Raw genomic sequence first — 22,634 nt, forward strand, 5'->3', positions numbered from 1 at the left:
CGGATGGCGCTAGCGCTTATCCGGCCTACAAAAGCTAACGGGCCGCATCTGCGGCCCGTTTTGTTATCTGTGCAGTAGCAGGATAAAGCGTCAGCCGCCATCCGGCAATCAAACTCACACCTAGTTGTTCTGATAGATGTCCTTGTACAACCGGCTTTCAAAGCGCACCAGCGGAATACGTCGATTACGCTGATCGGCTGGCGCTACCGCATAGCCAGACAGATATTGCACAAATGCCATCCTCTGCCCGCTGGCGGTGGTGATAAACCCTGCCAGATTATACACCCCTTGTAACGACCCTGTTTTGGCTGAGACTTTACCGTCAACACCCGCCTGATGCAGACCCGCACGGTATTGCAGCGAGCCGTCATAGCCCGCCAGCGGCAGCATAGAGATGAAATTCAGCTCGTTGTCATGCTGTGCGATATATTGCAGCACCTGCATCATGGTGGCAGGGGCAATCAGGTTATGACGGGAAAGACCAGAGCCGTCGGCAATGATTGTGTTGCCGATATCCACGCCCGCTTGCTGACGCAGGATCTGGCGTACCGCATCGGAACCTGCGCGCCACGTTCCCGGTACATTAAACCGCGCATGGCCGATCATGCGGAAAACGGTGTCGGCAATCATGTTGTCCGACTTTTTCAGCATAATCTTAAGCAGATCGTGCAGCGGAGCGGACTGCTTGCTTGCCACCACCGTACCGGGCTCATTGACCTGAGTCTGGCGCAGCAGCGTCCCACTGTAAGTGATACCTGCTTGTTTTAATTCATCTTTTAAAATAGCCCCGGCATAGCTGGCACCGTCCTGAATGGCAAACGCCAGCGGAAGCGGTTCGGAACGCTGTGGTAAGCAACCGGTCAAGGTGAAGCGATTTAAGTCGCCAGGGACCACGTCCAGTTCACAATATTGTGCATCCGCAGAGCCGCGCGCGAGAGTGCGAACCTGGCTGAACATAGTGACAGGGTAGTATGACGCCACGCGTATATAGGCGAGATCGTTTGCTTTTTGCGCGCTGTAGAGTGAAACAGAGAAGCAATTTCGGTCAACAATGGCTGCCGCAGGCGGTGCACTGAAGCACTGGGTCATATCGTTCCACGGCCATCCCGGGGCTTTATCGTGGCTGGCAAAAATCGAGGTATCAATCAGGACATTACCGGTAATTTGCGTCACACCTGACTTTTTCAAAGTTGCGACCATATTCCGAATATCCTGACGTTTTAGCGTCGGATCGGCGCCAAATCGCGCCACTAAGTCACCTCGAAGAACGCCCGCATCCACGCTGCCTTTCGTCTCCAGTGTGGTCGTAAAGCGGAAGTCTGGACCAAGCTGGATTAATGCCGCTAGCGCGGTGATCACTTTCTGCGTACTGGCAGGAAGTGCCATTTGTTGACTATGATAATCAATCGCGGGAGCTGGCGCGCCGACCTTCTGCACCATCAGGGCAAGGTTGGCTCCTGCAGGCAGTTGGTTGATGTACTCGTCGACGTTCGCGGCCTGGACGCTGAACGCTACACTGGTGGTCAATCCGATGATAAATCTGGAAAATCGCATAATCTCGCGCTAACAACCTGGAAACAAGCCGTCATACTACGGTGCAATGCCCTGGAAAGTAAACGATGACCCATAGGGAACTCCAGGGTAAAATGAGCATCAAACGAAGAATTGTAGCTGACCTGGGCCTTTTGCCCGGGTCGGTATTTTTTTGCTTCTGGCTCAGGTATGACATGCAACCTGAGCAGGCTTAACAGCCGGGGTGAAGCCTTCGCCCCCTACAGGAATGTTTAAGAGGTATAACAAATGCAAGCTATTCCGATGACCTTACGCGGTGCAGAAAAACTGCGCGAAGAGCTGGATTTTCTTAAGTCCGTACGCCGTCCTGAAATTATTGCCGCCATTGCTGAAGCGCGCGAGCACGGTGACCTGAAAGAGAATGCGGAATATCACGCAGCGCGTGAACAGCAGGGGTTCTGCGAAGGACGCATCAAAGATATCGAAGCAAAACTGTCTAATGCGCAGGTGATTGACGTCACTAAAATGCCTAACAATGGCCGCGTCGTTTTTGGTGCAACGGTTACCGTTCTGAATCTGGATAACGACGAAGAGCAAACCTGGCGCATCGTGGGTGATGACGAAGCCGACTTTAAACAGAACCTGATTTCAGTGAATTCGCCAATTGCGCGTGGCCTGATTGGCAAAGAGCAGGATGACGTCGTCGTCATCAAAACGCCCGGTGGCGAAGTTGAGTATGAAGTGACGAAGGTCGAATACCTGTAAGAATTCATACATACTTACAATGTTGATGTATTGTAAAGAAAGGAAAAAGGCCGCATAGCGGCCTTTTATCAACGAACAGAGCGTGGCATTTTGCTCTACTGCTAGCGGAAACCCCATCGTTTTACACAGTATTTGTGTCCAACTTCAGGTGATTTTTAGCGTGGCAGCGAGATTTTACGTTCTTTACTTGGGCGATAAAGCACCAGCATTTTACCGATGACCTGTACGTTACAGGCGCCGGTTTCGCGCACGATAGCGTCCACGATCAGGGTTTTAGTTTCGCGATCTTCAGATGCGACTTTCACCTTGATAAGCTCATGGTGCTCTAACGCTTGTTCAATCTCGGCCAGTACCCCTTCGGTCAAACCATTATTGCCAAGCATAACGACCGGCTTGAGCGGATGTGCCAGACCTTTCAGGTGCTGTTTTTGTTTAGTACTCAGATTCATCGTATATTTTTGCTTACGTTGGGATTGAAAACGGGTCATTCTACCGCCATCTCCCTCATATCGCCAAATAGCTGCGTAGAAATTTACGTCACAGGCAAGCTACGATGAACCAGGACGGAAATGTTAAATGACAGGTAAAAAGCGTTCTGCCAGCTCAAGCCGCTGGCTCCAGGAACACTTTAGCGATAAATATGTTCAAGAGGCACAGAAAAAGGGGTTACGTTCCCGTGCCTGGTTTAAACTTGATGAAATACAGCAAAGTGACAAACTTTTTAAACCGGGAATGACGGTAGTCGATCTCGGTGCTGCGCCAGGCGGCTGGTCGCAATATGTCGTCTCGCAGATCGGCGGCAAAGGCCGTATCATCGCATGCGATCTTTTACCTATGGATCCTATCGTTGGTGTGGACTTTCTTCAGGGTGACTTTCGTGATGAACTGGTCATGAAGGCGCTGCTGGATCGTGTAGGTGATAGTAAAGTTCAAGTTGTCATGTCCGATATGGCACCAAACATGAGCGGAACACCCGCGGTGGATATCCCGCGAGCCATGTATCTGGTGGAACTGGCGTTAGAAATGTGCCGTGATGTGCTGGCGCCGGGTGGCAGTTTTGTAGTGAAGGTGTTCCAGGGCGAAGGTTTCGATGAATACCTTAGAGAAATTCGCTCCCTGTTTACGAAGGTGAAAGTTCGTAAGCCGGACTCTTCTCGCGCACGTTCGCGTGAAGTGTATATTGTAGCGACCGGGCGTAAACCATAACTGGCCGATTTCAGACGAAAGTATGAAAGACGTTGGATATGGAGTATCCTGACGCTGTTTTTAACATAGTTGTAATAAGAGGTTAATCCCTTGAGTGACATGGCGAAAAACCTAATACTCTGGCTGGTCATAGCCGTTGTGCTGATGTCAGTATTCCAGAGCTTTGGGCCCAGCGAGTCTAATGGCCGTAAGGTGGATTACTCTACCTTCCTGCAAGAGGTCAATAACGACCAGGTTCGTGAAGCGCGTATCAATGGACGTGAGATCAACGTTACCAAGAAAGATAGTAACCGTTACACGACCTACATTCCGGTAAACGATCCGAAGCTGCTTGATAACCTGCTGACCAAGAACGTTAAAGTTGTTGGCGAACCACCTGAAGAGCCAAGCCTGCTGGCTTCGATCTTCATTTCCTGGTTCCCAATGCTGCTATTGATTGGTGTCTGGATCTTCTTTATGCGTCAGATGCAGGGCGGTGGTGGCAAAGGTGCCATGTCGTTCGGCAAGAGCAAAGCGCGCATGCTGACGGAAGATCAGATTAAAACCACCTTTGCTGACGTTGCCGGGTGTGACGAAGCGAAAGAAGAAGTGGGCGAACTGGTCGAATACCTGCGTGAGCCGAGCCGCTTCCAGAAACTGGGCGGTAAGATCCCGAAAGGTGTTCTGATGGTCGGCCCTCCGGGTACCGGTAAAACCCTGCTGGCGAAAGCCATCGCCGGGGAAGCGAAGGTGCCATTCTTTACGATTTCTGGTTCTGACTTCGTTGAAATGTTCGTGGGTGTCGGTGCATCTCGTGTGCGTGACATGTTTGAGCAGGCCAAGAAAGCAGCACCGTGCATTATCTTTATCGATGAAATCGACGCCGTAGGCCGCCAGCGTGGTGCGGGCCTGGGTGGTGGTCACGATGAACGTGAACAGACGCTGAACCAGATGCTGGTTGAGATGGACGGCTTCGAAGGTAACGAAGGTATCATCGTTATCGCGGCAACTAACCGTCCGGACGTCCTTGACCCAGCGCTGCTGCGTCCTGGCCGTTTCGACCGTCAGGTTGTGGTCGGTCTGCCAGATGTTCGCGGTCGTGAACAGATTCTGAAAGTCCATATGCGTCGCGTACCGCTGGCGCCGGATATCGACGCGGCAATCATTGCCCGTGGTACCCCTGGCTTCTCCGGTGCGGACCTGGCGAACCTGGTCAACGAAGCTGCGCTGTTTGCTGCCCGTGGTAACAAGCGCGTCGTTTCAATGGTTGAGTTCGAAAAAGCGAAAGACAAAATCATGATGGGTGCGGAACGTCGCTCCATGGTGATGACGGAAGCGCAGAAAGAGTCGACCGCGTATCACGAAGCGGGCCACGCGATTATCGGTCGTCTGGTGCCGGAACACGATCCGGTCCATAAAGTCACGATTATTCCTCGTGGCCGTGCGCTGGGTGTGACATTCTTCCTGCCTGAAGGTGACGCAATTAGCGCCAGTCGTCAGAAGCTGGAAAGCCAGATTTCAACCTTGTACGGTGGCCGCCTGGCAGAAGAGATCATCTACGGCGTAGAGCATGTTTCTACCGGTGCGTCGAACGACATTAAAGTCGCGACAAACCTGGCGCGTAACATGGTCACGCAATGGGGGTTCTCCGACAAACTCGGTCCGCTGCTGTATGCGGAAGAAGAGGGAGAAGTATTCCTCGGCCGCAGCGTGGCGAAAGCGAAACACATGTCCGATGAGACGGCGCGTATCATCGACCAGGAAGTGAAAGCACTGATTGAACGTAACTACAATCGTGCGCGTCAGCTCCTGAATGACAACATGGACATCCTGCACGCAATGAAAGATGCGCTCATGAAATATGAAACCATCGATGCGCCGCAGATAGATGACCTGATGGCTCGCCGCGATGTTCGTCCGCCAGCAGGCTGGGAAGAACCCGGTTCTAACAATTCTGACAACAATGGCACTCCTCGTGCGCCGCGCCCGGTTGATGAACCGCGCACGCCGAACCCAGGTAACACCATGTCAGAGCAGTTAGGCGACAAATAAGTTATCGTTTAGTGATGACGCTGCTACACCTGAAACCCTGGGGCTTGCTCCGGGGTTTTTTCTTTTCGCAATAAACTTCAGAAGGATTAGCTATGAAACTCTCCGCCCAGGGCTCCACGCTGGATCTCTCTCACCCACACGTAATGGGCATTCTCAACGTCACGCCGGATTCGTTCTCCGATGGTGGTACGCACAATACGTTGGTAGAGGCGGTGAAACATGCCAATCTGATGATTAACGCTGGGGCCACCATTATTGATGTGGGCGGTGAATCCACACGTCCTGGCGCGGCAGATGTCAGCGTAGAGGAAGAGTTGTCGCGGGTGATTCCGGTTGTCGAGGCGATTGCTCAACGCTTTGAAGTCTGGATTTCCGTCGATACCTCTAAGCCAGAGGTGATCCGCGAATCGGCCAGAGTCGGTGCTCACATCATTAACGACATTCGTTCCCTCACTGAACCCGGCGCGCTGGAAGCGGCTGCGGAAACCGATTTGCCAGTCTGCCTGATGCATATGCAAGGGCAGCCAAAAACCATGCAGGAAGCGCCCAAATACGACGACGTGTTTGCTGAGGTCAATCGCTACTTTATTGAGCAAATAGCACGTTGTGAAAGGGCCGGTATCGCAAAAGAGAAATTGTTGCTCGACCCGGGATTCGGTTTCGGTAAAAATCTCTCTCACAACTATACATTACTGGCGCGTCTGGCTGAATTTCACCATTTTAACCTGCCGCTGCTGGTAGGAATGTCACGTAAATCGATGGTAGGCCAACTGCTCAACGTAGGGCCCTCCGAGCGTCTGAGCGGTAGCCTGGCCTGTGCGGTCATTGCGGCTATGCAGGGAGCGCATATCATTCGTGTTCATGACGTCAAAGAAACTGTAGAAGCGATGCGTGTGGTGGAAGCCACATTGTCAGCAAAGGAAAATAAACGCTATGAGTAACCGTAAATATTTTGGAACCGATGGGATTCGTGGGCGGGTAGGTGATGCGCCAATTACACCTGATTTTGTGCTTAAGCTTGGTTGGGCGGCTGGAAAAGTGTTGGCACGCCACGGTTCTCGTAAAATCATCATCGGTAAGGACACGCGTATTTCCGGTTACATGCTGGAATCTGCTCTTGAAGCAGGGCTGGCTGCGGCAGGTTTGTCCGCGTCGTTTACTGGCCCGATGCCGACGCCAGCGGTGGCGTATCTGACGCGCACGTTCCGTGCCGAGGCCGGGATTGTGATCTCAGCATCACATAACCCATTCTATGATAACGGTATCAAATTCTTTTCCATCGACGGGACTAAACTGCCGGATGCGGTAGAAGAAGCTATTGAAGCGGAAATGGAAAAAGAGATCACCTGCGTGGACTCCGCAGAGCTGGGCAAAGCCAGCCGCATTGTTGACGCCGCCGGCCGCTACATTGAGTTTTGTAAGGGCACATTCCCGAATGAACTGAGCCTGAATGAACTTAAAATTGTCGTGGATTGCGCTAACGGCGCGACCTATCACATTGCGCCAAACGTACTGCGTGAACTGGGTGCGACTGTGATTGCGATTGGTTGTGAGCCAAACGGCGTCAACATCAATGAAGAAGTAGGCGCCACCGATGTGCGTGCTTTGCAGGCGCGTGTCATTGCAGAAAAAGCCGATCTGGGTATTGCGCTCGACGGCGACGGCGACCGCGTCATTATGGTTGACCATGAAGGCAATAAGGTCGATGGCGATCAGATTATGTATATCATCGCCCGTGAAGCACTGCGCCAGGGGCAACTGCGCGGTGGCGCGGTGGGGACCCTGATGAGTAACATGGGGCTGGAGCTGGCGCTGAAACAACTGGGCATTCCGTTTACCCGCGCGAAAGTGGGCGACCGCTACGTTCTGGAAAAAATGCAGGAAAAAGGCTGGCGCATCGGGGCGGAAAACTCCGGTCACGTCATTCTGCTGGATAAAACCACCACCGGCGACGGCATTGTAGCGGGCCTGCAGGTGTTGGCGGCGATGGTGCGTAATCACATGAGCCTCCATGACCTGTGCAGCGGTATGAAAATGTTCCCGCAGATTCTGGTCAATGTGCGCTACACGGCAGGCAGTGGCGATCCGTTGGAAAATGAAACGGTTAAAGCGGTGATGGCCGACGTTGAAGCGGCGCTGGGAAGCCGTGGCCGTGTTCTGCTGCGTAAGTCGGGTACCGAGCCGTTAATCCGCGTGATGGTGGAAGGCGAAGACGAAGCGCAGGTGACAGAATTTGCTCACCGGATTGCAGATGCAGTAAAAGCGGTTTAAAGATTAACTTAACTGCATAAAAAGGCGGCATTTGCCGCCTTTTTACGACTGGAAGACAAGGGTTTTGCTGTTTTTTTCCGCAGTTGATACAATGCGCCAAAATTGCCCTTGCGAAGGTCATTCGCTTTGGTTAGTATTCACACCCGCTTCAGTGGGAAACAGTAAATTATCCCGCATTATTGGTTTGAAGCATTGGTATGCGGCAACTCCGCAAGGAACAGGTTGATTATGTACGAAGCTCTTTTAGTAGTTTTCCTTATTGTAGCCATTGGCCTTGTAGGTCTGATCATGCTGCAACAAGGTAAAGGCGCTGATATGGGAGCCTCCTTTGGAGCAGGCGCTTCCGCTACGCTGTTTGGTTCAAGTGGTTCTGGTAACTTCATGACCCGCATGACGGCTATTCTGGGAACGTTATTCTTCATCATCAGTCTGGTGTTGGGCAATATCAATAGCAACAAAACCAATAAAGGAAGTGAGTGGGATAACCTGAGCGCGCCGGCGAAAACCGAGCAACCTCAACCCGCTGCTCCGGCTAAGCCGACCAGCGATATCCCGCAGTAAGTATTCCGTACCGAGGTGGTGGAATTGGTAGACACGCTACCTTGAGGTGGTAGTGCCCTAACGGGCTTGTGGGTTCGAGTCCCATCCTCGGTACCAATATTCCGAAAGAAAGACGCTGAAAAGCGTCTTTTTTTTCGTCTGTTATTTGTGGCTGTTGTGTAGGCCAGTAGGCCGGATAAGGCGTTTACGCCGCCATCCGACATCATTGACAACGCCTGATGGCGCTACGATTATCTGGCCTGCAGGACATCCCACTCTATTCCGCACATAAAAAAGGCCGCTTTCGCGGCCTTAACAGAGCGCATGCTTACTTCGCTTTGTTTTCCAGGTTTTCAACCTGCGGTAGACCCGTTGCAGAAGAGGCGGTAAGCAGGCCAGACTTCGCGTAGCCGAACAGCTTCTCACGGGTGTCGGTGATATCCAGGTTACGCATAGTCAACTGACCGATACGATCGTCCGGCGAGAATACGGAATCCCCTTTCTCCATCGTCAGACGCTCTGGCTTATAGGTCAGATTGTCAGAAACGGTGTTCAGGATCGAGTAGTCATTGCCGCGACGCAGTTCCAGCGTGACTTCACCCGTTATCTGGCTCGCAACCCAGCGTTGCAGACCATCACGCAGCATCAGCGCCTGCGAGTCAAACCAACGACCCTGATACAGCAGTTTACCCAGTTGACGACCATGAGCGTGATATTGCTCAATGGTGTCTTCGTTGTGAATTCCGGTCAGCAGACGCTCGTAGGCGATATGCAGTAACGCCATTCCCGGCGCTTCATAAATGCCACGGCTTTTCGCTTCGATAATACGGTTTTCGATCTGGTCGCTCATGCCCAGACCATGACGGCCACCAATACGGTTGGCTTCCAGCATCATTTCCACGTCGTCGCTAAAGGTTTTACCGTTCAGCGCCACCGGATGACCCTGCTCAAAACGCACGGTAACCTCTTCCGCTGGGATCTTCACGTTTTCATCCCAGAACTTCACACCCATGATGGGATTGACAATCTTGACGCTGGAGTTGAGAAATTCCAGATCTTTCGCTTCATGCGTCGCACCGAGCATGTTGGAGTCAGTGGAGTAGGCTTTTTCGACGGACATTTTATAGTCGAACCCGCAGGCGATCATGAACTCTGACATTTCGTGGCGGCCACCTAACTCATCGATGAAGTCAGTATCCAGCCACGGCTTATAAATCTGAAGTTCGGCATTGGTCAGCAGGCCGTAACGATAGAAACGTTCGATATCGTTGCCTTTATAGGTGCTGCCGTCGCCCCAGATGTTCACGCCGTCTTCTTTCATCGCCGCGACCAGCATGGTGCCGGTCACTGCGCGTCCCAGCGGCGTGGTATTGAAATAGGTGAGCCCGCCGGTGGTGTTATGGAATGCGCCGCATTGAATCGCTGCAATACCTTCGGCAACCAATTGCTTACGGCAATCAATCAGACGAGCGTTCTCCGCACCGTATTCCATTGCGCGACGAGGGATCTCATTGTAATCGTCCTCGTCTGGCTGGCCCAGATTCGCAGTATATGCATATGGGACTGCCCCTTTTTTTCGCATCCACAGCAGCGCCGCGCTGGTGTCCAGACCGCCAGAAAAAGCGATGCCAATGCGTTGACCTACCGGAAGATGCTTGAGAATCGTCGTCATAAAATAGAACCCTGCTTGATTGACTGATAGTGAGTTTGGCTTTCTGCTCTCAGTGCATGTTTATGCAAAATAAATGAGTTTTCATTTAATCATTTTTTTTCGAAGACAGGAAGAGTTTAGTCATTTTTTCCTGAAATAACGCCAGTCATGACCAGAAAGGTTGCGGGTTTTCAAGGTTGACAGAATGGGGCAAATATCAATATACTACGCACAGATTTTACGTCCCGTCCTCGGTACCAAATCCCAGCAGTATTTGCATCTTTTACCCAAAACGAGTAAAATTTGCCACGTTTCAGGCGCGGGGTGGAGCAGCCTGGTAGCTCGTCGGGCTCATAACCCGAAGGTCGTCGGTTCAAATCCGGCCCCCGCAACCAACTTTCCCTTAGAGTTCTTTTTCAAATATACTGTGAAGACTTTGGCCTTCGTAGCTGGATTTGAAAAAAATTCTTCTGGAAGGTTCTCCAGACCGCAGTTGCGGTTATAGGGTTCAGTTATCTAAAGCCCCGATTTATCGGGGTTTTTTGTTATCTGACTACAGAATAACTGGGCTTTAGGCCCTTTTTTTATGTCTTGGGGGTGGGCTTGTCCACATTAGAGCAAAAATTAACAGAGATGATTACAGCGCCAGTTGAAGCCCTGGGTTACGAACTGGTCGGCATCGAATTTATCCGCGGTCGCACATCCACACTGCGCATCTATATTGATAGTGAAGATGGCATCAATGTTGATGATTGTGCTGATGTGAGCCACCAGGTAAGCGCGGTGATGGATGTTGAAGACCCGATCACTGTGGCTTACAACCTGGAAGTCTCCTCACCGGGGCTCGATCGTCCAATGTTCACTGCTGAGCATTATGTCCGTTTCCTGGGTGAAGAAGTGTCGCTGGTACTCCGCATGGCGGTGCAGAACCGTCGTAAATGGCAGGGTGTCATCAAAGCGGTGGACGGTGAAATGATCACTGTCACTGTCGAAGGTAAAGATGAAGTGTTCGCGCTGAGTAATATCCAGAAGGCGAACCTGGTTCCCCACTTTTAAAAGTCTGGATTGAGGTGAAAAGCCCGCGATGAACAAAGAAATTTTGGCCGTTGTTGAAGCCGTATCGAACGAAAAGGCGCTGCCACGCGAGAAGATTTTTGAAGCGCTGGAAAGTGCGCTGGCCACAGCAACGAAGAAAAAATATGAACAAGAGATCGACGTTCGCGTAGAAATCGATCGTAAAAGCGGTGATTTCGATACGTTCCGTCGCTGGCTGATCGTCGAAGAAGTGACCCAACCAACGAAAGAAATTACGCTGGAAGCGGCACGCTTTGAAGACGAGAGCCTGAACCTGGGTGGTTATGTTGAAGATCAGATTGAATCTGTCACCTTCGACCGTATCACAACCCAGACTGCGAAGCAGGTTATCGTACAGAAGGTTCGTGAAGCTGAACGCGCAATGGTTGTCGATCAGTTCCGTGAACACGAAGGCGAAATCATCACTGGCGTGGTGAAGAAAGTAAACCGTGACAACATCTCTCTGGATCTGGGCAGCAACGCTGAAGCCGTGATCCTGCGTGAAGACATGCTGCCGCGTGAAAACTTCCGCCCTGGCGACCGTATCCGTGGCGTTCTGTACGCAGTGCGTCCGGAAGCGCGTGGTGCGCAACTGTTCGTTACGCGTTCCAAACCGGAAATGCTGATCGAACTGTTCCGCATTGAAGTGCCAGAAATTGGCGAAGAAGTGATCGAAATTAAAGCGGCGGCGCGCGATCCGGGTTCCCGTGCGAAAATCGCGGTGAAAACCAACGACAAGCGTATCGACCCGGTCGGTGCTTGCGTCGGTATGCGTGGCGCACGTGTTCAGGCGGTTTCTACCGAACTGGGCGGCGAACGCATCGATATCGTCCTGTGGGATGATAACCCGGCGCAGTTTGTGATTAATGCGATGGCACCCGCTGACGTCGCATCTATCGTGGTGGATGAAGATAAACACACCATGGATATTGCTGTTGAAGCCGGTAACCTGGCACAGGCGATTGGACGTAATGGTCAGAACGTTCGCCTGGCTTCGCAGTTAAGCGGTTGGGAACTCAACGTGATGACCGTTGATGACCTTCAGGCTAAACATCAGGCAGAAGCACACGCTGCTATCGACACCTTCACCAAATATCTCGATATTGATGAAGATTTTGCCACAGTTCTGGTTGAAGAGGGTTTTGCGACCCTGGAAGAACTGGCCTACGTGCCAATGAAAGAACTGCTGGAAATTGATGGCCTTGATGAGCCGACCGTTGAAGCACTGCGTGAGCGTGCTAAAAACGCACTGACCACTCTGGCACTGGCCCAGGAAGAAAGCCTCGGTGACAACAAACCGGCTGACGATCTGCTGAATCTGGAAGGATTGGATCGTGAAATGGCTTTCAAACTGGCAGCCCGTGGTGTTTGTACGCTGGAAGATCTCGCCGAACAGGGCATTGATGATCTGGCTGATATCGAAGGGTTGACCGACGAAAAAGCCGGAGAGCTGATTATGGCTGCCCGTAATATTTGCTGGTTCGGTGACGAAGCGTAATAAACTGTAGCAGGAAGGAACAGCATGACAGATGTAACCGTAAAAACGCTGGCCGCAGAGATACAGACCTCGGTGGATCGCCTGGTACAGCAATTTGCTGATGCCGGTATCCCGAAGTCTGCTGATGACTCTGTGTCCGCACAAGAAAAACAGACTTTACTTGCCCACCTGAACCGTGAAAATGGCTCAGGTCCGGATAAGCTGACGCTGCAACGTAAAACGCGTAGCACCCTGAACATTCCTGGTACCGGTGGAAAAAGTAAATCGGTACAAATCGAAGTCCGCAAGAAGCGCACCTTTGTGAAACGCGATCCGCAAGAGGCTGAACGTCTTGTAGCGGAAGAGCAAGCGCAGCGTGAAGCGGAAGAGCAAGCCCGTCGTGAGGCAGAAGAATCGGCCAAACGCGAGGCGCAACAAAAAGCTGACCGTGAGGCCGCAGAACAAGCTAAGCGTGACACCGCTGATAAAGCGAAACGCGAAGCTGCGGAAAAAGACAAAGTGAGCAATCAACAGACTGACGATATGACCAAAACCGCCCAGGCCGAAAAAGCCCGCCGTGAGAATGAAGCTGCAGAGCTGAAGCGTAAAGCGGAAGAAGAAGCACGTCGCAAGCTTGAAGAAGAAGCACGTCGTATAGCAGAAGAAGCTCGCCGTATGGCAGAAGAAAACGAGAAGAACGGTGTGAATACCGCTGAACCGACTGAAGATACCAGCGATTACCACGTTACAACTTCTCAGCACGCTCGCCAGGCAGAAGACGAAAACGACCGTGAAGTAGAAGGCGGCCGTGGTCGTGGACGCAGTACCAAAGCTGCGCGTCCGGCGAAAAAAGGCAACAAGCATGCCGAATCCAAAGCCGATCGTGAAGAAGCGCGTGCAGCGGTTCGCGGTGGCAAAGGTGGCAAACAGCGTAAAGGTTCCGCACTGCAGCAGGGCTTCCAGAAGCCAGCGCAGGCTGTTAACCGTGACGTTGTGATTGGCGAAACCATCACCGTTGGCGATCTGGCGAACAAGATGGCGGTTAAAGGCTCTCAGGTCATCAAAGCGATGATGAAGCTGGGCGCAATGGCCACTATCAACCAGGTTATCGACCAGGAAACCGCACAGCTGGTTGCCGAAGAGATGGGCCATAAAGTTATCCTGCGTCGTGAAAACGAGCTGGAAGAAGCGGTAATGAGCGACCGTGATACGGGTGCTGCGGCAGAACCGCGCGCACCGGTTGTAACCATCATGGGTCACGTTGACCACGGTAAAACCTCTCTGCTGGACTACATTCGTTCAACGAAAGTGGCCTCTGGCGAAGCGGGTGGCATTACCCAGCATATCGGTGCATACCACGTTGAAACTGACAACGGTATGATCACCTTCCTGGACACCCCGGGTCACGCCGCGTTTACCTCTATGCGTGCTCGTGGTGCGCAGGCAACGGATATCGTTGTTCTGGTTGTTGCAGCAGACGACGGCGTAATGCCGCAGACCATCGAAGCGATCCAGCACGCGAAAGCGGCGCAGGTGCCTCTGGTTGTTGCAGTGAACAAAATCGATAAGCCAGAAGCCGATCTGGATCGCGTTAAAAATGAACTGTCCCAGTACGGCGTTATGCCGGAAGAGTGGGGCGGTGAAGCGCAGTTCATCCCAGTATCTGCAAAAGCCGGTACCGGTATTGACGACCTGCTGAACGCTATCCTGCTGCAAGCTGAAGTTCTGGAACTGAAAGCGGTTCGTAAAGGTATGGCGAGCGGCGCAGTCATCGAATCCTTCCTGGATAAAGGTCGTGGTCCGGTTGCAACCGTTCTGGTTCGTGAAGGTACCCTGAATAAGGGTGACATCGTTCTGTGTGGTTTCGAATACGGCCGTGTTCGTGCGATGCGTAACGAACTGGGCCAGGAAGTGCTGGAAGCGGGTCCGTCCATTCCGGTGGAAATCCTCGGCCTGTCCGGTGTTCCGGCTGCCGGTGATGAAGTGACCGTGGTACGTGACGAGAAGAAAGCGCGTGAAGTTGCACTGTACCGTCAGGGCAAATTCCGTGAAGTTAAACTGGCTCGTCAGCAGAAATCTAAACTTGAGAACATGTTCGCCAACATGACCGAAGGCGAAGTTCACGAAGTGAACGTCGTACTGAAGGCTGACGTTCAGGGTTCTGTAGAAGCGATCTCCGACTCCTTGCTGAAACTGTCTACCGACGAAGTGAAAGTGAAGATCATCGGTTCTGGCGTTGGCGGTATCACCGAAACCGACGCGACGCTGGCTGCTGCGTCCAACGCTATCCTGGTTGGCTTCAACGTACGTGCTGATGCGTCTGCACGTAAAGTGATCGAATCTGAAAGTCTGGATCTGCGTTACTACTCCGTCATCTATAACCTGATCGACGAAGTGAAAGCGGCGATGAGCGGCATGCTGTCTCCGGAACTGAAACAGCAGATCATCGGTCTGGCTGAAGTGCGTGACGTGTTCAAATCACCGAAATTTGGTGCGATCGCGGGCTGTATGGTTACTGAAGGCACGATCAAACGTCACAACCCGATCCGCGTTCTGCGCGACAACGTGGTTATCTATGAAGGCGAGCTGGAATCCCTGCGCCGCTTCAAAGATGACGTTAACGAAGTCCGTAACGGCATGGAATGTGGTATCGGCGTGAAGAACTACAACGACGTTCGCGTAGGCGACATGATCGAAGTGTTCGAAATTATCGAGATCCAACGTACGATTGCATAATCTTCGTAATGCCCGGTGGCACTTCGTTTACCGGGCCTACGGCCGGGTTGTAGGCCTGATAAGCGTAGCGCCATCAGGCTTCGAAGCGCCACCCGGCATGAATTTTAAAAAGGGGCTGATGCCCCTTTTTTGTCTGGAGAATTGAATATGGCGAAAGAATTTGGTCGCCCACAGCGTGTGGCGCAGGAGATGCAGAAAGAAATCGCAATCATCCTGCAGCGCGAAATTAAAGATCCGCGTCTGGGCATGATGACCACCGTTTCTGGTGTCGAAATGTCTCGCGATCTGGCTTATGCGAAAGTGTTTGTCACCTTCCTGAATGACAAAGATGAAGCCGCGATCAAAGCGGGCATCAAAGCGCTCCAGGAAGCGTCCGGTTTTATCCGCTCTCTGCTGGGTAAAGCGATGCGTCTGCGTATCGTGCCGGAACTGACCTTCTTCTACGATAACTCGCTGGTTGAAGGGATGCGCATGTCTAACCTGGTGACCAGCGTGGTAAAACATGACGATGAACGTCGTGTGAACCCAGCGGACGACAGCAAGGAGGACTAATGAGTCGTCCTCGTCGTCGTGGTCGCGACATTCACGGTGTCCTGCTGCTGGATAAGCCGCAGGGCATGTCCAGCAATGACGTTCTGCAAAAAGTAAAACGCCTCTACAATGCCAACCGCGCCGGTCATACCGGGGCGCTGGATCCGTTAGCGACCGGCATGTTGCCGATCTGCCTCGGAGAAGCGACTAAGTTTTCGCAGTATCTGCTGGATTCCGACAAGCGTTACCGGGTGATTGCCCGTCTGGGTCAGCGTACTGACACCTCCGACGCCGATGGGCAAATCGTGCAGGAGCGTCCGGTGACCTTTACGGCGGAACAACTTTCCGCCGCGCTGGAGACATTCCGGGGCGATATCGAACAGGTTCCGTCGATGTATTCGGCACTGAAGTACCAGGGCAAAAAGCTGTATGAATACGCGCGCCAGGGCATTGAAGTCCCGCGCGAAGCCCGGCCGATAACCGTTTATGAATTGCTGTTTATCCGCCATGAAGGGGATGAACTGGAGCTGGAAGTCCACTGCTCGAAAGGCACCTACATTCGTACCATCATTGACGATTTGGGTGAGAAGTTGGGCTGTGGCGCGCATGTGACCTACCTGCGTCGTCTGACCGTCAGCAAATATCCAGTCGACCGGATGGTCACCCTGGAGCGTTTGCGCGAGCTGGTTGAGCAGGCGGAGCTGGAGGGGATCCCGGCAGCACAACGGCTTGATCCGCTGCTGATGCCGATGGACAGTCCGGCATCGGACTACCCAGTCGTTAATCTGCCGCTAACCTCTTCTGTCTACTTTAAAAATGGTAATCCGGTTCGCACTTCGGGCGCGCCGCTGGAAGGGCTGGTTCGCGTGACGGAAGGCGATGACGGCAAATTTATCGGTATGGGCGAGATCGACGATGAAGGCCGCGTGGCGCCTCGTCGACTGGTGGTTGAGTATCCTGCTTAATGCAGCGCCGTCTTGCGATAAAGGGGCGCTGCGAGTAGAATATTGCCGCTTAACATCGCGTAAACTTTTTAACAGTTCGCACGGTGTTTAACATGGGGTTGCTGAATTAGAGATTGGCACCCTTTCATTCTTTTTATTTTTGGAGTTCATCATGTCTCTAAGCGTTGAAGCTAAAGCTAAAATCGTTTCCGAGTTTGGTCGTGGTACTAACGACAGCGGTTCTACCGAAGTTCAGGTTGCTCTGCTGACTGCACAGATTAACCACCTGCAGGGTCACTTTGCAGAGCACAAAAAAGATCACCACAGCCGTCGTGGTCTGCTGCGCATGGTTTCTCAGCGTCGTAAACTGCTCGACTACCTGAAACGTAAAGATGTTGCACGCTACACCGCGCTGATCGAGCGTCTGGGTCTGCGTCGCTAATTCTTGCGAGTTTCAAAAAAAGGGGCCTTCAAGGCCCCTTTTTTCAAGTGGATGGCAGCAATTCACTGGAAACTAATGTATTGTTGCTATGAATGATCTTCCGTCGCAGAGGTTCGCGCGGCTAATGAGAGGCTTTACCCAAAGTGAATGGGTTAGGGTTGTCATTAGTCGCGAGGATGCGCTGAAGATCGGGTATTAACGATGGCATAACTCATGTCATCAATATTGGAAAGGATATTATTTTGCTTAATCCGATCGTTCGTAAATTCCAGTACGGTCAGCATACCGTTACGCTGGAAACTGGCATGATGGCGCGTCAAGCCACTGCCGCTGTTATGGTTAGCATGGATGACACTGCGGTATTCGTAACCGTGGTTGGCCAGAAAAAAGCGAAACCCGGCCAGGACTTCTTCCCGCTGACCGTTAACTATCAGGAGCGTACCTACGCTGCTGGCCGTATCCCAGGCAGCTTCTTCCGTCGTGAAGGCCGCCCAAGCGAAGGCGAAACCCTGATCGCGCGTCTGATTGACCGCCCGGTTCGCCCGCTGTTCCCGGAAGGCTTCGTTAACGAAGTTCAGGTTATCGCTACCGTTGTTTCCGTTAACCCGCAGGTTAACCCGGATATCGTCGCGATGATCGGCGCATCGGCTGCGCTGTCCCTGTCTGGTATTCCGTTCAACGGCCCGATTGGTGCTGCGCGCGTAGGTTACATCAACGACCAGTACGTACTGAACCCGACTCAGGATGAACTCAAAGAGAGCAAACTGGACCTGGTAGTTGCGGGTACCGAAGCGGCTGTGCTGATGGTTGAATCCGAAGCGGAACTGCTGAGTGAAGATCAGATGCTGGGCGCGGTTGTGTTTGGTCACGATCAGCAGCAGGTTGTTATCAAAGAGATCAACGAGCTGGTGAAAGAAGCGGGTAAACCGCGTTGGGACTGGCAGCCGGAAGCCGTAAACGACGCGCTGAATGCGCGCGTTGCAGCACTGGCAGAGTCCCGTCTGAGCGACGCTTACCGTATCACCGACAAACAAGAGCGTTATGCTCAGGTTGACGTGATCAAATCTGAAACCATCGATGCTCTGCTGGCTGAAGACGAAACCCTGGACGCTAACGAACTGGGTGAAATCCTGCACGCTATCGAGAAAAATGTCGTTCGTAGCCGCGTACTGGCTGGCGAACCGCGTATTGATGGTCGTGAAAAAGACATGATCCGTGGTCTGGACGTGCGTACTGGCGTTCTGCCGCGTACTCACGGTTCCGCACTGTTCACCCGTGGTGAGACTCAGGCACTGGTTACTGCAACTCTGGGTACCACGCGTGATGCGCAGAACCTCGACGAGCTGATGGGCGAGCGTACTGACAACTTCCTGTTCCACTACAACTTCCCTCCGTACTGCGTCGGTGAGACGGGTATGGTTGGTTCTCCGAAGCGTCGTGAAATTGGTCACGGTCGTCTCGCGAAGCGTGGCGTACTGGCAGTCATGCCGGATCTGGACAAATTCCCGTACACCGTGCGTGTGGTTTCTGAAATCACTGAATCCAACGGTTCTTCTTCTATGGCTTCCGTGTGTGGCGCTTCCCTGGCGCTGATGGATGCAGGTGTGCCGATCAAAGCGGCCGTTGCAGGCATCGCGATGGGTCTGGTGAAAGAAGGCGACAACTATGTTGTTCTGTCTGACATCCTGGGCGACGAAGACCACCTGGGCGATATGGACTTCAAAGTGGCGGGTTCCCGCGACGGTATCTCTGCACTGCAGATGGATATCAAAATTGAAGGTATCACTAAAGAGATCATGCAGGTTGCGCTGAATCAGGCTAAAGGTGCGCGTCTGCACATCCTGGGCGTGATGGAACAGGCGATCAACGCGCCGCGTGGCGATATCTCTCAGTTCGCTCCGCGTATCCACACCATTAAGATCAGCCCGGACAAGATCAAAGACGTGATCGGTAAGGGCGGTTCTGTGATCCGTGCGCTGACTGAAGAAACCGGCACCACCATCGAAATCGAAGATGACGGTACTGTGAAAATCGCAGCGACCGACGGCGAAAAAGCAAAATATGCTATCCAGCGTATCGAAGAGATCACCGCTGAAATCGAAGTGGGTCGTATCTACAACGGTAAAGTGACCCGTATCGTTGACTTTGGCGCGTTTGTTGCTATCGGCGGCGGTAAAGAAGGTCTGGTTCACATCTCTCAGATCGCTGACAAGCGCGTTGAGAAAGTGACTGACTATCTGCAGATGGGCCAGGAAGTACCGGTTAAAGTTCTGGAAGTTGACCGCCAGGGCCGCGTTCGTCTGAGCATCAAAGAAGCAACTGAGCAGTCTCAGCCAGGCGCTGCGCCGGAAGCTCCGGCAGAGCAGGGCGAGTAAGGTTGTTTTTGCCCTCCGCATCAGCGGAGGGCTTTTAACCTGGCAGGACGCCTTGTTAACAACCGGGGAACAGGACGTTCATTCAATCGTTGTCTTCGGGAGTGGGAAATGAAGCCTTTTTTGCGCTGGTGTTTCGTTGCGACAGCACTCACGCTGGCTGGATGCAGTAATTCCGCCTGGCGTAAGAGTGAAGTCCTCGCGGTACCATTGCAACCGACGTTACAGCAGGAAGTGATTCTGGCACGCATGGAACAAATTCTTGCCAGTCGGGCTTTAACCGATGACGAACGCGCGCAGCTTTTATATGAGCGCGGAGTGTTGTATGATAGTCTCGGTCTGAGGGCATTAGCGCGAAATGATTTTTCACAAGCGTTAGCCATCCGACCTGATATGCCTGAAGTATTCAATTACTTAGGCATTTATTTAACGCAGGCAGGCAATTTTGATGCTGCCTATGAAGCGTTTGATTCTGTACTTGAGCTTGATCCAACTTACAACTACGCGCACTTAAATCGCGGTATCGCATTGTATTACGGCGGCCGTGACAAGTTAGCGCAAGATGATCTGCTGGCGTTTTATCAAGACGATCCCAATGATCCTTTCCGCAGTCTGTGGCTTTATCTCGCTGAGCAGAAGCTCAATGAGAAGCAGGCGAAAGAAGCGTTAAACGAGCGCTTCGAGAAATCGGATAAAGAGCAATGGGGATGGAACATTGTCGAGTTCTACCTGGGCAACATTAGCGAATCCACGCTAATGGAAAGGCTCAAGGCGGACGCAACGGATAACACCTCGCTCGCTGAGCATCTCAGTGAAACCAACTTCTATTTAGGTAAGTACTACCTAAGTCTGGGGGATTTGGACAGCGCTACGGCATTGTTCAAACTGGCGGTGGCTAACAACGTTCATAACTTTGTTGAGCACCGATATGCATTGTTGGAATTATCGCTCCTGGGCCAGGACCAAGATGACCTGGCAGAATCGGACCAGCAATAGCTGACGTACACATCAGCCCGTAATCTCTTTTGATTGCCATCACCTTCGCGGGTGAGGGCGTTGTTGTTCGTCAATACACCTACTTTGAGCCGGTTCACACTTTTCAATGAAAATTGCAGATCAATTTCATGATGAGTTATGTAGACTGGCCGCCATTAATTTTGAGGCACACGTACTACATGGCTGAATTCGAAACCACTTTTGCAGATCTGGGCCTGAAGGCTCCTATCCTTGAAGCCCTTAACGATCTGGGTTACGAAAAACCATCTCCAATCCAGGCAGAGTGCATTCCGCATCTGCTGGGCGGTCGCGATGTTCTGGGTATGGCCCAGACCGGTAGCGGCAAAACCGCAGCGTTCTCTTTACCGCTGCTCAACAATCTTGATCCTGAGCTGAAGGCACCTCAGATTCTGGTGCTGGCACCGACCCGCGAACTGGCGGTTCAGGTTGCTGAAGCCATGACGGATTTCTCTAAACATATGCGCGGCGTGAACGTGGTTGCCCTGTACGGCGGCCAGCGTTATGACGTGCAGTTACGCGCCCTGCGTCAAGGGCCGCAGATCGTCGTCGGTACGCCGGGTCGTCTGCTTGATCACTTAAAACGCGGCACGCTTGATCTCTCTAAACTGAGCGGTCTGGTGCTGGACGAAGCCGATGAAATGCTGCGTATGGGCTTCATCGAAGACGTCGAAACCATCATGGCGCAGATCCCGGAAGGTCATCAGACCGCTCTGTTCTCTGCCACCATGCCGGAAGCGATCCGTCGCATTACCCGCCGCTTCATGAAAGAGCCGCAGGAAGTGCGCATTCAGTCCAGCGTGACGACCCGTCCGGACATTAGCCAGAGCTACTGGACTGTGTGGGGCATGCGTAAAAACGAAGCGCTGGTGCGTTTCCTGGAAGCGGAAGATTTTGATGCGGCGATTATCTTCGTTCGTACCAAAAACGCGACCCTGGAAGTGGCAGAAGCGCTGGAGCGTAGCGGCTATAACAGCGCCGCGCTGAATGGCGACATGAACCAGGCACTGCGTGAGCAGACGCTGGAGCGTCTGAAAGACGGTCGTCTGGATATCCTGATTGCAACCGACGTTGCGGCCCGTGGCCTGGACGTTGAGCGTATCAGCCTGGTTGTAAACTACGATATCCCGATGGATTCTGAGTCTTATGTTCACCGTATCGGTCGTACCGGCCGTGCGGGTCGTGCGGGCCGCGCGCTGCTGTTCGTTGAGAACCGCGAGCGTCGTCTGCTGCGCAATATCGAACGCACCATGAAGCTGACCATTCCGGAAGTAGAACTGCCGAACGCAGAACTGCTGGGTAAACGCCGTCTGGAAAAATTCGCCGCTAAAGTTCAGCAGCAGCTGGAAAGCAGCGATCTGGATCAGTACCGTGCGCTGCTGTCGCAGATTCAGCCTACCGCTGAAGGCGAAGAGCTGGATCTCGAAACGCTGGCTGCCGCGCTGCTGAAAATGGCACAGGGTGAACGTACCCTGATCGTTCCGCCAGATGCGCCGATGCGTCCTAAGCGTGAGTTCCGTGACCGTGATGACCGTGGTCCGCGTGACCGCAACGATCGTGGCCCACGTGCTGACCGTGGTGGCGATCGTGAAGATCGTCCGCGTCGCGAGCGTCGTGACGTTGGCGATATGCAGCTGTACCGCATTGAAGTGGGCCGTGATGATGGTGTTGAAGTTCGTCATATCGTTGGCGCGATCGCTAACGAAGGCGATATCAGCAGCCGTTACATTGGTAACATCAAGCTGTTCGCTTCGCACTCTACCATCGAACTGCCGAAAGGTATGCCGGGTGAAGTACTGCAGCACTTTACGCGCACTCGCATCCTGAACAAGCCGATGAACATGCAACTGGTCGGCGATGCACAGCCGCATACCGAACGTCGTGGCAGTGGTCGTAGCTTCGGTGGTGAACGTCGCGAAGGTGGCCGTAGCTTCGGTGGCGAGCGTCGTGAAGGGGGTCGTGGTGATGGTCGTCGTTTCAGCGGCGAGCGTCGTGAAGGCCGCGCTCCGCGTCGTGAAGAAGGCTCCAGCCGTCGTCGTGACGCGTAAACTTTCCGTTTACTGACGTA

General features: G+C 52.8%; 19 protein-coding genes and 2 tRNA genes. 18 read left to right on the top strand and 3 right to left on the bottom strand.

All coding sequences use genetic code 11. From position 1 onward, the window contains the following. Window positions 1-120 precede the first annotated feature (120 nt). A complete protein-coding gene (dacB, locus tag HVY19_RS02535; protein WP_181682828.1) occupies window positions 121-1,554 on the bottom strand; it encodes a serine-type D-Ala-D-Ala carboxypeptidase in 1,434 nt (477 codons plus the stop codon). A 246-nt stretch (window positions 1,555-1,800) separates the two neighbouring features. On the opposite strand from dacB, the gene greA reads away from it, so the two are divergent. After that, window positions 1,801-2,277 carry a transcription elongation factor GreA gene (gene greA / locus HVY19_RS02540; protein WP_003025019.1) on the top strand — a complete coding sequence of 159 codons (477 nt, stop codon included), beginning with the start codon at window positions 1,801-1,803 and terminating at the stop codon, window positions 2,275-2,277. Between the two features lie 155 nt (window positions 2,278-2,432). On the opposite strand, the gene yhbY is transcribed toward greA, so the two are convergent. After that, window positions 2,433-2,726, bottom strand: coding sequence for a ribosome assembly RNA-binding protein YhbY (gene yhbY, locus HVY19_RS02545; RefSeq protein ID WP_041686369.1), 294 nt, complete (start codon window positions 2,724-2,726; stop codon window positions 2,433-2,435). A 127-nt stretch (window positions 2,727-2,853) separates the two neighbouring features. Here yhbY and rlmE point away from each other — a divergent pair, with 127 nt between their 5' ends. The 6 genes from rlmE (at window position 2,854) to HVY19_RS02575 (ending at window position 8,442) form a co-directional block, all read left to right on the top strand. Next, window positions 2,854-3,483: a 23S rRNA (uridine(2552)-2'-O)-methyltransferase RlmE gene (gene rlmE, locus HVY19_RS02550; RefSeq protein ID WP_181682829.1), complete on the top strand. Its 630-nt coding sequence runs from the start codon at window positions 2,854-2,856 to the stop codon at window positions 3,481-3,483. A gap of 99 nt (window positions 3,484-3,582) precedes the next feature. After that, a complete protein-coding gene (gene ftsH / locus HVY19_RS02555; RefSeq protein ID WP_181682830.1) occupies window positions 3,583-5,514 on the top strand; it encodes an ATP-dependent zinc metalloprotease FtsH in 1,932 nt (643 codons plus the stop codon). 92 nt (window positions 5,515-5,606) lie between these two features. Beyond that, window positions 5,607-6,455: a dihydropteroate synthase gene (gene folP / locus HVY19_RS02560; RefSeq protein ID WP_181682831.1), complete on the top strand. Its 849-nt coding sequence runs from the start codon at window positions 5,607-5,609 to the stop codon at window positions 6,453-6,455. Beyond that, window positions 6,448-7,785, top strand: a complete 1,338-nt coding sequence (gene glmM / locus HVY19_RS02565; protein ID WP_181682832.1) for a phosphoglucosamine mutase — start codon at window positions 6,448-6,450, stop codon at window positions 7,783-7,785. The genes folP and glmM overlap by 8 nt, the downstream gene beginning before the upstream one ends. Before the next feature lie 228 nt (window positions 7,786-8,013). Further along, complete coding sequence (secG, locus tag HVY19_RS02570) at window positions 8,014-8,346, top strand: preprotein translocase subunit SecG (protein ID WP_181682833.1); 333 nt, start codon at window positions 8,014-8,016, stop codon at window positions 8,344-8,346. 9 nt (window positions 8,347-8,355) lie between these two features. Beyond that, a tRNA-Leu gene (locus tag HVY19_RS02575) sits at window positions 8,356-8,442 on the top strand. A gap of 211 nt (window positions 8,443-8,653) precedes the next feature. On the opposite strand, the gene argG is transcribed toward HVY19_RS02575, so the two are convergent. Then, entirely contained in the window at window positions 8,654-9,997 is a 1,344-nt protein-coding gene (gene argG / locus HVY19_RS02580) for an argininosuccinate synthase (RefSeq protein WP_181682834.1), read from the bottom strand. Window positions 9,998-10,294: 297 nt separating this feature from the next. On the opposite strand from argG, the gene HVY19_RS02585 reads away from it, so the two are divergent. The 11 genes from HVY19_RS02585 (at window position 10,295) to deaD (ending at window position 22,614) form a co-directional block, all read left to right on the top strand. After that, window positions 10,295-10,371, top strand: a tRNA-Met gene (locus tag HVY19_RS02585). Between the two features lie 208 nt (window positions 10,372-10,579). After that, the gene (rimP, locus tag HVY19_RS02590) at window positions 10,580-11,032 is read left to right on the top strand and encodes a ribosome maturation factor RimP (RefSeq protein ID WP_181682835.1); all 453 of its coding nucleotides are present in this window, start codon (window positions 10,580-10,582) and stop codon (window positions 11,030-11,032) included. 28 nt (window positions 11,033-11,060) lie between these two features. After that, complete coding sequence (nusA, locus tag HVY19_RS02595; RefSeq protein ID WP_181682836.1) at window positions 11,061-12,548, top strand: transcription termination factor NusA; 1,488 nt, start codon at window positions 11,061-11,063, stop codon at window positions 12,546-12,548. Window positions 12,549-12,572: 24 nt separating this feature from the next. After that, a complete protein-coding gene (gene infB, locus HVY19_RS02600) occupies window positions 12,573-15,263 on the top strand; it encodes a translation initiation factor IF-2 (protein WP_181682837.1) in 2,691 nt (896 codons plus the stop codon). Window positions 15,264-15,410: 147 nt separating this feature from the next. Further along, entirely contained in the window at window positions 15,411-15,815 is a 405-nt protein-coding gene (gene rbfA / locus HVY19_RS02605) for a 30S ribosome-binding factor RbfA (protein WP_035891095.1), read from the top strand. Beyond that, window positions 15,815-16,759 carry a tRNA pseudouridine(55) synthase TruB gene (gene truB, locus HVY19_RS02610; protein ID WP_181682838.1) on the top strand — a complete coding sequence of 315 codons (945 nt, stop codon included), beginning with the start codon at window positions 15,815-15,817 and terminating at the stop codon, window positions 16,757-16,759. The genes rbfA and truB overlap by 1 nt, the downstream gene beginning before the upstream one ends. 151 nt (window positions 16,760-16,910) lie before the next feature. Continuing rightward, entirely contained in the window at window positions 16,911-17,180 is a 270-nt protein-coding gene (rpsO, locus tag HVY19_RS02615) for a 30S ribosomal protein S15 (protein ID WP_003861789.1), read from the top strand. Between the two features lie 242 nt (window positions 17,181-17,422). Then, window positions 17,423-19,555, top strand: a complete 2,133-nt coding sequence (pnp, locus tag HVY19_RS02620; RefSeq protein ID WP_181682839.1) for a polyribonucleotide nucleotidyltransferase — start codon at window positions 17,423-17,425, stop codon at window positions 19,553-19,555. 108 nt (window positions 19,556-19,663) lie between these two features. Then, window positions 19,664-20,548 carry a lipoprotein NlpI gene (gene nlpI / locus HVY19_RS02625; RefSeq protein ID WP_181682840.1) on the top strand — a complete coding sequence of 295 codons (885 nt, stop codon included), beginning with the start codon at window positions 19,664-19,666 and terminating at the stop codon, window positions 20,546-20,548. Between the two features lie 106 nt (window positions 20,549-20,654). Further along, window positions 20,655-20,735 (top strand): protein YrbN, encoded by an 81-nt coding sequence (yrbN, locus tag HVY19_RS02630; RefSeq protein WP_010723222.1) that lies wholly within the window; start codon window positions 20,655-20,657, stop codon window positions 20,733-20,735. Beyond that, window positions 20,728-22,614: an ATP-dependent RNA helicase DeaD gene (gene deaD, locus HVY19_RS02635; protein WP_181682841.1), complete on the top strand. Its 1,887-nt coding sequence runs from the start codon at window positions 20,728-20,730 to the stop codon at window positions 22,612-22,614. Before yrbN ends, deaD begins: the two co-directional genes overlap by 8 nt. The last annotated feature ends 20 nt before the right edge of the window (window positions 22,615-22,634 follow it).

The sequence above is a fragment of the Citrobacter sp. RHB25-C09 genome (assembly GCF_013836145.1).
GTDB lineage: Bacteria > Pseudomonadota > Gammaproteobacteria > Enterobacterales > Enterobacteriaceae > Citrobacter_A.